Below are 13,103 nucleotides of genomic sequence, written 5' to 3'. Positions count from 1 at the left end.
GGGTCTGGGTCGGCGGATCCGGATCCTCGGGTTCCTCGACGGAGACGAAGATCACCACCTTGCTGCCCTTGGTGCGCTGGGTGTTGGCGTTCGGGTTCTGGTCGGTCACCCGGCCAGCCCGATCAGCGGGCACCTCCGGGCCAATTTCCACCGAGGGTACAAAGCCGGCACGCTCCAGCTCCCGCTTCGCCTCGGCCTCGGTCAAGCTCACAACGTTCGGCACACGTACCACGTTGCCCTTGGAGACGACGAGCGTGACCTCGGAGTTTTCCGCAACGACTTCTCCGGAGGGCGGGGACATGTCGAGCACCGTGCCCGCGGTGGCGGCGTTGTCCTTATCGTCGACCTTGACCTTGAGGTTGAGTTCCTTGAGCCGGGCCTCGGCGAACTCACGCGTGCCGCCGACCAGCCCGGGCGGGATCTTCACCGTCGGCTTTCCGCCGCAGACCCGTACGGTCACCGTGCTGTTCGGCGCCACCCGCTCGGCGGCGGCCGGGGTCTGGTTGGTCACGGTGTTCTTCTTGCAGTCCGAGGTGAACTCCGGATCGCCGAGCGCCGGCTGCAAACCGGCCTCCTGAATCCGGGCGTACGCGTCCTGCTGGCTCAACCCGGTCACCTGCGGCACCGGATTTTCCTCGGGATCTCGATTGTTCAGCAGCAGCGCGGCGACCAGGGCGATCACCGCGAGCACGCCGAGCGCGGCGAACATCGCGATCAGCCAGGACGAGGCCCGGCGCTGGCGCGGGTCACCCACCCGGGCCGGGATCTGCCGGGTCTGCGTCGCCCCGGCCGACGGGTACCCCGGGCCACTGGCCGCGGCCATCGCCACGGTCTCGTCCTCGCGCAACACCGGGGTCGCCATCACGGGCCGGCCGGCTGCCGCCCGGAGCAGGTCGGCGCGCATCTCGCCGGCGCTCTGGTAACGGTTGAGCGGGTTCTTCGACAGCGCCTTGAGCACGATCGCGTCGACCGCCGGGTTGACGTCCGGGTTGAGGTCGCTCGGCGTCGGCGGCGCCTCCCGAACGTGCTGGTACGCGACGCTGACCGGGCTGTCGCCGACGAACGGCGGGTGCCCGCAGAGCAGCTCGAAGAGCACGCAGCCGGCGGCGTACACGTCGGAGCGGGCGTCGACGGCCTCACCGCGCGCCTGCTCCGGGGAAAGATACTGTGCGGTACCGATGACCGCGCTTGTCTGCGTCATCGTGGTGGCACCGCTGGCCAGCGCCCGGGCGATGCCGAAGTCCATCACCTTGACCTGGCCGGTCTGGGTGAGCATGACGTTGCCGGGCTTGATGTCGCGGTGGATGATGCCGTGCCGGTGGCTGAACTCCAGCGCCGCGCACATGTCCGCGCAGATTTCCAGCGCCCGCCGGGGCTGCAACCGGCCCTCGGCGCCGAGCACCTCCTTGAGGGTGCGCCCGTTGACGAACTCCATCACGATGAACGGGAGGGTTTCGCCGGTGGGGGCCTGTTCCTCCCCGGTGTCGTAAACGGCGACGATGGCCGGGTGGTTGAGCGAGGCGGCGTTCTGCGCCTCGCGCCGGAAGCGCATCTGGAAGGTGGCATCCCGGGCGAGATCCGTCCGAAGCATCTTGATCGCGACGTCCCGACCGAGCCGCAGGTCGCGACCGCGGTGGACCTCGGCCATGCCGCCATACCCGAGCAGCTCGCCGACCTGGTACCTGCCACCGAGCAGGCGGGCCTGCGCTGTCATCGCGTCTGTCGTCCTTCGCTCGTCGTCGTCTCGTCGCTGCCCGGTCGGGGCGGATCCAGTCGACGGTACGCCGTGCCGGCCGGATCGTCTCGTCCGTCGAGCCGCAGCGCGTCGGACGTCACCACTCGCCCGGACGTCCCGCCCGACATGCTGTCGTTGAAGTTCTTCCGCACGTGGTAGGAAACCACGCCGGAGCAGAGAAGAACCAGTGCGCCGAGCACGATGACCAGGAACACCGTCCCGGAGCGCGATCGGCGCGGCACTGGCCGTGACGGACCGGGCTGCGGGGCGTACGGCGGCGGGACCGTGGCCGCACCGCGTGGATAGCTGGTCACCGCCGGCGCGACCGTCGTGGGACGCGGCGGTTGTGCCACCGGCGGGCGGGCTGGCGGCGGCATCGCGGCCGGCCGGTGCCCCGCCGCGGCGTGCGGTGCGGCCGGGGCGTGGCCCGACATCGGAGAGTGCGGCGCCGCCGGGGGACGCGGCGGCTGCGGCGCCGGCACCTGGGCTCGACCCGGAGCCGGCGACGCCGGCGCGGCCGAGATCGGGGCGGCGGCCTGGCCACCGGCCCGGGCCTGCTGGGACAGCGCCGTCTTCAGCTGGCGGGCCGCCCCGGCGAACACCGCGGCGCTCGGCCAGCGGTCCTTCGGGTCTTTGGCCATCGCCCGCTCCACCAGCGCCCGGACCTGGGGCGGGATGTCCGACGGCAGCGCCCTGGGGGTCTCCTGGACGTGCCGCATGGCGATGTCGAGAGGGTTGTCACCCTCGAACGGCCGGCGTCCGGCGAGGCACTGGTACGCGACCACGCCCAGGGCGTAGACGTCGGACGCGGGGGTGGCGACCTGGCCGGTGGCCTGTTCCGGCGAGATGTACGAGGCGGTGCCGAGCACCGAGCCGGCCGCGGTGAGCTGCCCGACGAGTTCGGAGCGGGCGATGCCGAAATCGGTCAGCACCAGCGTGCCGTTGGGGCGGACCAGCAGGTTGCCGGGCTTCACGTCCCGGTGCACGATGCCCTTGACGTGGGCGGCGTGCAGTGCGTCGGCGGCCTGCGCGACCAGCGCCATCGTCCGGGCCGGGGTGAGCCGGCCGACCCGGCTGAGCGTGGCCGACAGCGGATCGCCCTCGACGTACTCCATCACCAGGAAGGCGATGTGCTGGTCGTTGCCGAAGTCGTAGACATCGACCACGCCCGGATGGTTGATGGTCGCCATGGTGCGGGCCTCGCCCCGGAACCGTTCGGCGAAACCCGGCTCGTCCAGCAGTGCCGGCAGCAGGCTCTTGACCGCAACCGTACGGCCGAGCACCTGGTCGGTGCCGCGCCAGACGTCGCCCATGCCGCCGCTGGCGATCCGCTCGTCGAGACGGTAACGGTTGCCGAGCTGCACCCCCGGACTGAGCATGTCAGCGCCCCCCGGGGTCGGAGATGGCGGCCCGCATGATCTGCCCGGCGATCCGGGCGGCCTCGGCGCTGCCGCCGCTGCCGGCCTCCTCCAGGACGACGCAGACGGCGGAGACCGGGTTGCCGTCGGAGTCGAGCGCGAAGCCGATGAACCAGCCGTGGTCGGGTCGGTCGGGCGCGGACTGGGCGGTGCCGGTCTTGCCGCCGACGGTGTAGCCGTTGATCCGCGCGTTCCGGCCGGTGCCGTTCTCGACCACGCTGACCATCATGTCCCGCAGGTCGCCGGCGACCTGACTGTTGACCGGCTTACGCAGCTCGCGCGGCTTCGCGGTGTCGTAGACGGTGGTGCGGTCCGGCGCCAGCAGCTGGCGCACCAGGTACGGCCGCATCTGGCTGCCGTTGTTGGCGACCGCTGCGGCGATCATGGCCCCTTCCAGCGGGGTCATCCGGACGTCGCGCTGCCCGATGGAGGACTGGGCCAGCGCCGCCGGGTCGGCGCCGCCGTCCGGGTTCTCCATGCTGCCGGTACGGCTGGCCGCCACGGATAGTCCGCCCTCGCCGAGCCGGCCGACGGTGAGGTCGTCCTGCTCGAACCCGAACTGCCGGGCCTTCTCCTTGATCACGTCGGGGCCGAGCTGCACACCGAGCTTGGCGAAGCCGGTGTTGCAGGAGTCGGTGACCGCCTTCATCAGGGTGACCTGGGACTGCGGGCAGATCGACGGGACGGCGTTGGTGATCGACCCACCGGAGGTGGGCGGGGTGTAGCTCGGTCCGGCCGGGATGTTGGTGTCCTTGCTGATCCCGTTCTCCAGCGCCGCGGCGGCCACCACGATCTTGAACGTGGATCCGGGGGGCAGCACCTCGGCGAGCGCCCGGTTGCGCAGCGGACGCGCCGCGTCCTGCTCCAGCTTGTTGTAGGCCGCAGCGGCCTCGTTGCTGCTGTGGCTGGCCAGCGGGTTCGGGTCGAAGCTGGGCATGGAGACCAACGCCTGCACCGCTCCGGTACGCGGGTCGATGGCGATGGCCGCGCCCTTCTTCACCCCGCGGTTGTTGTTGCGCAGCTGGTCGTACGCGACGTCCTGGGCGCGCGGCGAGAGGGTGAGCAGCACGTTGCCGCCGGCGGTGCGGTCGCCGGTGAACATGTCCTTGATCCGGTCGCCGATCAACTGGTCGCTGGTGCCGGCGAGAAAGTCGTTCTCGGATTTCTCGATGCCGGTGTCGGCGAGGTTGACCGGCTTGTAGCCGAGCACGTGGGCGTACTTGGCCCCGCCCGGATACGTACGCAGGAAGGTCAGCTCGCCGTCGGTCTCCTTGCTGACCGCGAGGGCGGTGCCGCCCGCCTCGATGTTGCCGCGGCGCCGCTCGTACTCGGCGACCTGGACTCGACCGTTGTAGTCGCTGGTGCGGTATTCGTCGGCCTTGTACGCCTGAATCCAGTTCAGATTGGCGAAGAGCAGGCCGAACAGGACGATGACGACGACACCGACCCGGCGCAGGGGTGCGTTCACGGCCTGATCACCTCCGTCGGGGCCCCGTGCAGCTGCTCGGGCGGGCCACCGGCGGGACGGGACAGCTTGCCGCCGACGCCGGTCACCGGGCGGCGCCCGGCGTCGGACACCCGCAGCAGCACCGCGATGAGCAGCCAGTTCGCCATCAGCGAGGAGCCGCCGGCGGAGAGGAACGGGGTGGTCTGGCCGGTCAGCGGGATGAGCCCGCTGATCCCGCCGACGATCACGAAGACCTGCAACGCGAGGGTGAAGGCCAGGCCACCGGCGAGCAGCTTGCCGAACGAGTCCCGCACCGCCAGGGCGGCGCGCAGCCCCCGCTCCACGATCAGCAGGTAGATCACCAGCAGCGCGGAGAGGCCGAACAAGCCGATTTCCTCACCGATGCCGGCGAAGATGAAGTCGTTCTGCACCTCGGGCAGCAGCAGCGGCTGGCCACCACCGGGGCCGGCCCCGAACAACCCGCCGGTGCCCAGCGCGAGCAGCCCCTGCACCAGCTGGTAGCCCTTGTCGTACGGGTCGCCGAACGGGTCGAGCCAGATCTCCGCCCGCAGGTAGAAGTTCGCGAACGGGCCGCCGACCGCCTCGCCGAGCACGTACGCCAGGTAGGCGCCGCCGAAGAACAGGACCAGACCGATGAGCAGCCAACTGACCCGCTCGGTGGCGATGTACAGCGTCACCACGAACATGCCGAAGTAGAGCAGCGAGGTGCCCAGGTCCTTCTCGAAGACGAGGACCAGCAGGCTGATCGCCCAGACCACGAGCACCGGGCCGAGGTCACGCCCGCGCGGGAAGTCGATGCCGAGGAACCGGTGGCTGGCCAGCGACAGCACCTCGCGCTTGCGGACCAGGTAGTAGGCGAAGAAGACCAGCAGGGCCAGCTTGGCGAACTCGCCGGGCTGGATGGAGAAGCCGCCGACGCGTACCCACAGCTTCGCGCCGTTGATCTCGGAGATGCTGGCCGGCAGCACCGCCGGCAGCATCACCAGCACGATGCCCGCCAGGCCCAGGGTGTACGAGTAGCGGGAGACCGACCGGTGGTCGCGCATCAGGGCGAGCAGCCCGGCGGCGAGGATCACCGACACCAGCGTCCAGGCCAGCTGCCGGCCGCCGATACCGGCGAAGGTGGCCAGTTCGGCCCGCTCGGCGGGCGTCGCCTGGGCCAGGTCGAGCCGGTGCAGGAAACCGACGCCGAGCCCGTTGAGCAGGGCCACCGCCGGCAGCAGGGCCGGATCGGCGAACGGCGCCAGGAACCGGATCACCAGGTGCATGCCGAGGAACACCGCGGAGAGCGCGGCGGCCGGCACCCAGAAGGTGGGGGTGATCGTGTCGAGCACGTTCGCCTCGACCATCGCCCCGTACGCGGCGACCAGGACCATCGCCAGCACCAGCAGCGACAGCTCGGCGTTGCGCCGGGACCGGGCCAGGCGTGTGCCGGGCCGCTCGCCCGCGTTGACGGGCGAGGATGCCGGGGTGGCGGCTGCGGTCACGATCGTCCTCGGTTCGGTGCCGACGCCTACTCGGGCGACCGGCAGGCCGCCGGGTCGACCGTGGGCGAGAAGGTGTCGGCGGGCGGGGCGTCGGGGGTGCTGGCCGGCGGGGCCACGGACCCACCGGCGGGCGACGGCGAGCCGCTGCCTACCGGGGACGGCGAACCGGCCGGTGCGGTCGGTGCCGGGGACGGTGAACCGGCCGGAGCACTCGGCGTGACAGTGGGCGAGGCGGCCGGGGAGGGCGGGCAGACCGGCTTGAGGTTGACGTTGGTCGGGCTGTCCATCGTCAGTTCCGCCAGCCGGCGTTCCGCGTCCGGCTCGCTCTTGGCCGGGATGCCCTGCTTGACCTGCTCCTGCGCGGCGAGGGTGAGGTCGTCCAGCTGGGCGGTGCTGGTCGAGTGCACGCTGGAGAGATCCATGCCGGCGATCTGGCCCTGGATGCCGCGGAACACGGCCACCTGGCCGTCCGCGGTCGCGCCGACGTAGTACTGCTGCTGGGCGTAACTCCACCCGGCGAAGAGACCGCCGCCGACGAGCACCATCAGGGCGGTCGCCATGGCGACGGCGCGCAGCGGGCGGCGCCGGGCCTCCGGCTCGTCGTCGTTCGTGGCGGGCTCCTCCGGTGCGGCGGGCCGGGGCGCGTTGAGCGCCGAGGCCCGGGCGGCCGGGGTGGAGACGTCGGCCGAGGTCGCCATGCCCCGGTCACGCGCCGCCGCGCCGCCGACGATCGGGGCCGCCTCGACGATGTCGCGGTCGGTGGCGTCGGCGATGATCACGGTGATGTTGTCCGGGCCGCCGCCGCGCAGGGCGAGCTGGACCAGCCGCTCGACGCACTGCTGCGGGTCGGCGTAATCGCGCATGCTCTCGGCGATGGTCTCCGCGCTGACCACGCCGGAGAGACCGTCGGAACAGATCAGGTAGCGATCGCCCGGCAGCACCTGACGGACCGAGTACTCGGGGTCGATGTCGCGGCCGTCCAGGGCACGGGTGAGCAGCGAGCGCTGGGGGTGGCTGCTCGCCTCCTCCGGACTGATCCGGCCCTCGTCCACCAGCATCTGGACGTAGGTGTCGTCCTTGGTGATCTGCGCGAACTCACCGCCGCGCAGGAGATAGGCCCGCGAGTCGCCGATGTGGACCATGCCCAGCTTGCTGCCGGAGAAGAGGGTCGCGGTCAGCGTGGTGCCCATCCCCTCCAGCTGCGGGTTGGCGTCCACGGTCTCGCGGAGCTGTTGGTTGGCGGTGCCCACGGCGGAGCGGAGCGCGTCGACCAGGGCGTCACCAGGGACGTCCTCGTCCAACGGCGCCATGGCACCGATGACAATGTTGCTGGCGACGTCACCGGCGGCCATGCCGCCCATGCCGTCGGCGACGGCGAGTAGCCGCGGTCCGGCGTAGACGGAGTCCTGATTACCGTCTCGGATCAGACCGCGGTCGCTGTGGGCCGCATAGCGCAGGGTCAGAGTCATGGCCGTAATTCGAGAGAGGTGCGGCCGATCCGGATCGGCACGCCGAGGGGTACGGGGGTTGGTCCGGTGACCTTAGCGCGATCCAGGTACGTCCCGTTAGTCGAACCAAGGTCCTCTACGAACCATTGCCCGTCACGCGGCACGAGCCGGGCGTGTCGCGCGGACGCGTAGTCGTCGGTGATGACGAGGGTGGAGTCCTCGGCGCGACCGATGGTTATCTGCGCCTCACCCAACGTGATCCTGGTGCCGGCCAGTTGGCCGGCCGTCACCACCAACTGGTGCGCCGCCCGGCCCCGCTTCACCTTCGCCGGTCTCGCCGTCGCCTGACCGGTCGACGCGCCCACCGATCGGGGCGCGGCCACCAGCCGGCCCGAGCGGGCCCCCGCGAAGAGGTCCCGCCGGATGACGCCGACCACCGTGAATACGAAGATCCACAGCAGCACGAGGAATCCGAAACGTGCGACGGTGATGACGAGTTCCGGCAAGTGGATCAGCCGTCCACGCGGAAGGTCAGGGTGGTGGTACCGAGCTGGATCATGTCACCGGGGTTCAGCGCCACGGCCGAGACCCGCTGGCCGTTGACCATGGTGCCGTTGGTCGAGCCGAGGTCGGTCAGCACGACCTGGCCGCCGTCGAAGTCCAGCCGGGCGTGTCGCCGGGAGATGCCGACGTCCGGAAGGCGCAGGTTGGCCTGGTCGCCGCGACCGATCACGGTCGAACCCATCTGCAGCGGGTAGGTGCGGCCGTCACCGGAGACCAGCCGTATGTTGCGCCCGCCACCGTGACCGGCCGGCGGGCCGTAGCCGCCGCCCTGGTCGTACGAGGGGTACCCGGACTGGCCGGCGTCGTAGCCGGGCGCCGATACCGGGGCGACCTCGCCACCGGTGTACACCTCAGCGGTGACCCGGAACATGCCCGTGTCCAGGCCTTCACCGCGCTCGATCTCGACGATCACGTCGCCGTAGACCGTCCAGGCCTGCTCGCCGATGAACTCCGCCTGCGACTGGGCCAGTTCCTGGGCCAGCGCGGCGGCGTACGGCGCCAGCCGACTGTGGTCGTACGGCGAGAGATCGATCACGTAGCGGTTGGGCACCAACGTGCGCCCACCGGCCAGGATGGCCTTGTGCGCCTCGGCCTCCCGCTGCATGGCGTTGAGGATCTCCACGGGGTGCACTACCCCTTTGAAGACCTTGGCGAAGGCCCCTTCGACCAGGCCTTCCAGACGCTTCTCGAAGCGTTGCAGCACGCTCACCGGCTCCTCCTCGGGTCCCGAGGACATGATGGTATCCGTCCAGACCGCACGCAGCTCACACGCCGCTCGGCCGGCCGGCCACGGCCTGTTCGGACGGCTCCGAAACGTCGTGCTACTCTTTCGTCCGCCACGAACGGTAACCGCTGCACGCAGCGAATGCCATTCGCGGTGAAGACTAGGGCCGCGTAAGATGGCCGAGGCCCGCTGGCGACAGCGGGACCGGCACGGAATAGGCTGTCCGAGGTCAAGCCACGGGGAAGTGGCGGAATGGCAGACGCGCACGGTTCAGGTCCGTGTGCCCGAAAGGGCGTGGGGGTTCAACTCCCCCCTTCCCCACCACAGACGAGGGCTCTGCGGCGACGCGGGGCCCTCGCTCCGTATCGGGGCGTGCCGGACGTCACGCTATGCTCCGATGGTTTCTGCCTCCGACGCACCAGGAGTGGCATGTGAGTGTCGCATTCGTGACCGGTTCGGGCGGGCTGATCGGCTCCGAGGCGGTCCGGCACTTCGCCGGCCTCGGTCTCGACGTCGTCGGCATCGACAACGACATGCGGCAGGAGTTCTTCGGCGAGGAGGCGTCCACCGCCTGGAACGTCCGCCGGCTGACCGACGAGCTGGGTGAGGCGTACTCGCACCACAGCATCGACATCCGGGACCGCGGCGCGCTCGGCGCGCTGTTCCAGCGGTACGGCCGGGACGTGGCCGTGGTGATCCACACAGCCGCGCAGCCCTCGCACGACTGGGCGGTTCGCGATCCGTTCACCGATTTCGACGTGAACGCCGCCGGCACGCTGAACGTCCTGCAGAACGTCCGGGAACACTGCATCGACGCGCCGATCATCCACTGCTCGACCAACAAGGTCTACGGCGACCGGCCGAACAGCCTGCCCCTGGTCGAGCTGGCGACCCGCTGGGAGATCGAGCCGGGCCATCCGTACGAGCAGGGCATCCGCGAGGACATGTCGATCGACGCCTGCCTGCACTCGATCTTCGGTGCCTCCAAGGTCGCCGCGGACGTGATGGTGCAGGAGTACGGCCGGTACTTCGGCATGAAGACGGCCTGCTTCCGGGGCGGGACGCTGACCGGTCCGGCGCACTCGGCGACCGAGTTGCACGGCTTCCTCGGCTACCTGATGCGGGCCAACATGGAACGCCGGATATACCGGATCTACGGCTACCAGGGCAAGCAGGTCCGCGACGCCATCCACAGCTCGGACGTGGTCTCCGCGTTCGAGGCGTTCTTCCGCAACCCGCGCTCCGCCGCCGTCTACAACCTCGGCGGCGGCCGGCACTCCAACACCTCGATGCGCGAGGCGTTCGCCGAGGCCGAACGGATCACCGGCCAGGAGATGATCTCGGAGTACGTCGAGGCCAACCGGATCGGCGACCACAAGTGGTGGATCGGCTCCAACGAGGCGTTCCAGGCCGACTATCCGGACTGGAAGCAGGTCTACGACGTACCGATGATCATGCGTGAGATCTACGACGCCAACGTGGACAAGTGGGTGCCCGGAGCATGAGAAAGCGGAACGTCCTCGGCGTCCTGGTCGACGCCACCGACTACGCGGAGGCGACCGAGCAGGTGGTGGCCGCCGCGCAGGAGCGACGCCCGCTGGCGCTGACCGCGCTGGCCGTACACGGTGTGATGACCGGGGTGCTGGACCCGGCGCACAACGCCCGGCTCAACTCCTTCGACGTGGTGACCCCGGACGGTCAGCCGGTGCGCTGGGCGCTGAACCTGCTGCACGGCGCCGGTCTCACCGACCGGGTCTACGGGCCGCTGCTGACCCTGCACGTGCTCTCCCGGTTCGCCGACGAGGGCCTGCCGGTCTATCTGTACGGCTCGACCGAGGAGACCCTGGCCCGGCTGATCCCGGAGCTGGAGCGGAAGTTCCCTGCGCTGAAGATCGCCGGGGTGGAGCCGTCGAAGTTCCGCGCCGTGCGGCCCGGCGAGGACGTCGAGATCGCCGACCGGATCAAGGCCAGCGGTGCCCGCCTCGTCCTGGTCGGGCTGGGCTGCCCCCGCCAGGAGGTCTTCGCGTACGCGATGCGTCCGCTGCTCGACATGCCACTGATGGCGGTCGGTGCCGCCTTCGACTACCACGCCGGGCTGCTGCGCCAGCCGCCGCCGTGGATGCAGCGCGCCGGGCTGGAGTGGTTCTGGCGGCTCGGCCTGGAGCCGAAGCGGCTGTGGCGGCGTTACGTGATCCTCAACCCGGCGTACCTTGGCCGGTTGTTCGCGCAGAAGACCGGGCTGTGGAAGGCCCGGCCGCCCGCCCCGGCCACCGAACGGCCCACCGGGTTCGCGGTCTGACCCGACGCAACCGCCCTCGACGCCGTCCTCTACGCAACCGGGCCCCGGCTTCTGCCGGGGCCCGGTGCCGTTTCACGTCAGAGGGTCAGCGTCCAGGTGTTGATGTAGCCGGTGTCACCGCTGTAGACGTCGCGCACCTGCAGGCGCCAGGTGCCGTTCGCCGCCTTGCTGGACAGGTTCACCGTGTAGGTGGCGTTGACGTTGCTCGCGCTGTCGAAGATGCTGCTGTTCTTCAGCCGGTACGACGTGCCGTCCGGGGCGAGCAGGTCGATGACCAGGTCGCCGCGGTAGGTGTGCACGATGTTCACCGCGACGGTCGAGGCCGACGAGGCGTTCCGGTTGCAACCGGAGATGGTGATCGAGCTGGTCACCGCCGCGCCGGCGTCCGGAATCGGCACGTCGGTGCCGTTGGTACCGGAGCAGCCGCCGCCGGTGCCGGTCACCGTCAGCGAGTACGTCGCCGTCTTGCTGCCGGAGGCGGCGGTGCCGGTCACCGTCACCGGGTAGGTCCCGGCCGGGGTGCTGGCCGAGGTGCTGATGGTCAGCGTCGACGAGCCGCCCGAGGTGACCGTGGCCGGGCTGAACGAGGCGGTCGCCCCGGACGGCAGGCCGCTGGCCGAGAGGCTGACCGACTGGGCGGACCCGTTGGTGGTGGCGGTGGCCACCGTGGCGGTCACCGAGCCGCCGGGCGCGGTGGAGCCGGAGGTCGGCGAGACCGAGACCGAGAAGTCGTTGGTCGGCGGCGGGGTGCTGCCGTTGACGACGTACAGCAGCCGGTTCGGGGTGCCGGTGCCCACGTTCGTGATCACGTTCGGGGTGGCGTTGTTGACCAGGTAGTCCCGGACCTGTTGCGGGGTCCACGACGGGTTGGCCGAGAGCACCAGGGCAGCGGCCCCGGCGACGTGCGGCGACGCCATCGAGGTGCCGCTGATCGAGTTCGTCGCGGTGTCGTTGGTGTGCCAGGCCGACGTGATGCTCACCCCCGGCGCCAGGATGTCCACGCAGGTGCCGAAGTTGGAGAAGCTCGCGGCGGCGTCGTTGTTCTGGGTGGCACCGACGGTGATCGCCGGCTCGGCCCGGGCCGGGGAGTAGTTGCAGGCGTTCTGCCGGTTGCCGAAGATGTCGCCGTTGCCGGCGGCGACCGCGTACGTGACGCCGGAGTTGATCGAGTTGATCACGGCGTTGTCGGTGGCCGCGCTCGCCCCGCCACCGAGGCTCATGTTGGCGACGGCGGGCTTGACCGCGTTCGCGGTGACCCAGTCGATGCCGGCGATCACCCCGGCGTTGGTGCCACTGCCCTGGCAGTTGAGCACCTTCACGGCCACCAGCCGGGTGCCCTTGGCCACCCCGTACGCCGAGCCGCCGACCGTGCCGGCGACGTGGGTGCCGTGGCCGTTGCAGTCGGTGTTGTTGGAGTCGACCGTGTTGGTGCCCCAGGTCGCCCGGCCGCCGAAGTCCGAGTGGGTGGTCCGGATGCCGGTGTCGATGACGTACGAGGTCACGTTCGTGGCCGTGTTGGGATACGTGTAGGAGCTGTTCAGCGGCAGGTTCCGCTGGTCGATCCGGTCCAGGCCCCAGGACGGGGGGTTCGTCTGGGTGCCGGCGATCGACACGGTGTGGTTCTGCTCGACGTACGCCACCGCGGGGTCTGCGGCGATCCGGGCCGCGGCCTTGGCGCTGACCCGCAGCTCGGCGCCGCGCACCGCCGTGCGGTACGTCCGGGCGGTCGCGCCGCCGTGCCGACGTAGCAGCCGGTCCACGGAGGACCCGACGGCGGCGCGGCTGACCTCGCTGTCCTTGAACACGACGATGTAGCTGTCGTCGACGGCGGTGGCACCGCCGGCACTTCGGATCGTGCCGACCGGCTCGGCGGCCATGGCCGGCGTCGCCGTGGCCATCATGGCCAGCGCGGCCAGCCCGACGATAACGGACCTGTGTGGAAGAGCCATCTTCCTACCTC

General features: G+C 70.6%; 10 protein-coding genes and 1 tRNA gene. 3 read left to right on the top strand and 8 right to left on the bottom strand.

The genetic code is table 11. The features are described 5' to 3' along the window. The 7 genes from pknB to C1I95_RS13005 all read right to left on the bottom strand — a co-directional run. Positions 1 to 1,714 (bottom strand): Stk1 family PASTA domain-containing Ser/Thr kinase (pknB, locus tag C1I95_RS13035; RefSeq protein ID WP_111214072.1); only part of this gene is annotated, 1,714 nt, incomplete at its 3' end. Then, on the bottom strand, positions 1,711 to 3,114 hold the full coding sequence (locus tag C1I95_RS13030) for a serine/threonine-protein kinase (RefSeq protein WP_111214071.1): 1,404 nt from the start codon (positions 3,112 to 3,114) through the stop codon (positions 1,711 to 1,713). The genes C1I95_RS13030 and pknB, both read right to left, overlap by 4 nt. Before the next feature lies 1 nt (position 3,115). After that, positions 3,116 to 4,621: a peptidoglycan D,D-transpeptidase FtsI family protein gene (locus C1I95_RS13025; protein ID WP_111214070.1), complete on the bottom strand. Its 1,506-nt coding sequence runs from the start codon at positions 4,619 to 4,621 to the stop codon at positions 3,116 to 3,118. Next, positions 4,618 to 6,108, bottom strand: a complete 1,491-nt coding sequence (locus C1I95_RS13020) for an FtsW/RodA/SpoVE family cell cycle protein (RefSeq protein WP_111214069.1) — start codon at positions 6,106 to 6,108, stop codon at positions 4,618 to 4,620. Before C1I95_RS13020 ends, C1I95_RS13025 begins: the two co-directional genes overlap by 4 nt. 26 nt (positions 6,109 to 6,134) lie before the next feature. Continuing rightward, positions 6,135 to 7,577 (bottom strand): PP2C family protein-serine/threonine phosphatase, encoded by a 1,443-nt coding sequence (locus tag C1I95_RS13015; protein WP_111214068.1) that lies wholly within the window; start codon positions 7,575 to 7,577, stop codon positions 6,135 to 6,137. Then, positions 7,574 to 8,062: an FHA domain-containing protein FhaB/FipA gene (locus C1I95_RS13010; RefSeq protein WP_111214067.1), complete on the bottom strand. Its 489-nt coding sequence runs from the start codon at positions 8,060 to 8,062 to the stop codon at positions 7,574 to 7,576. The genes C1I95_RS13015 and C1I95_RS13010 overlap by 4 nt, the downstream gene beginning before the upstream one ends. A gap of 5 nt (positions 8,063 to 8,067) precedes the next feature. Next, positions 8,068 to 8,856, bottom strand: coding sequence for an FHA domain-containing protein (locus C1I95_RS13005; protein ID WP_111214066.1), 789 nt, complete (start codon positions 8,854 to 8,856; stop codon positions 8,068 to 8,070). A gap of 226 nt (positions 8,857 to 9,082) precedes the next feature. Here C1I95_RS13005 and C1I95_RS13000 point away from each other — a divergent pair. From C1I95_RS13000 to C1I95_RS12990, 3 genes are all read left to right on the top strand, one after another. Then, positions 9,083 to 9,168 (top strand) — tRNA-Leu (locus tag C1I95_RS13000). A gap of 65 nt (positions 9,169 to 9,233) precedes the next feature. After that, a complete protein-coding gene (locus C1I95_RS12995) occupies positions 9,234 to 10,349 on the top strand; it encodes an NAD-dependent epimerase/dehydratase family protein (RefSeq protein ID WP_199523730.1) in 1,116 nt (371 codons plus the stop codon). After that, on the top strand, positions 10,346 to 11,143 hold the full coding sequence (locus C1I95_RS12990) for a WecB/TagA/CpsF family glycosyltransferase (RefSeq protein ID WP_111214075.1): 798 nt from the start codon (positions 10,346 to 10,348) through the stop codon (positions 11,141 to 11,143). Before C1I95_RS12995 ends, C1I95_RS12990 begins: the two co-directional genes overlap by 4 nt. Before the next feature lie 77 nt (positions 11,144 to 11,220). Here C1I95_RS12990 and C1I95_RS12985 read toward each other — a convergent pair whose 3' ends face one another. Further along, positions 11,221 to 13,092, bottom strand: a complete 1,872-nt coding sequence (locus tag C1I95_RS12985; protein ID WP_111214064.1) for a S8 family peptidase — start codon at positions 13,090 to 13,092, stop codon at positions 11,221 to 11,223. Positions 13,093 to 13,103 lie beyond the last annotated feature (11 nt).

It is taken from the genome of Micromonospora craterilacus, assembly GCF_003236315.1.
Classification (GTDB): domain Bacteria; phylum Actinomycetota; class Actinomycetes; order Mycobacteriales; family Micromonosporaceae; genus Micromonospora; species Micromonospora craterilacus.
The sequence above is the reverse complement of the archived record's forward strand: the minus strand, read 5'-3'. Positions and strand labels throughout refer to the sequence as shown.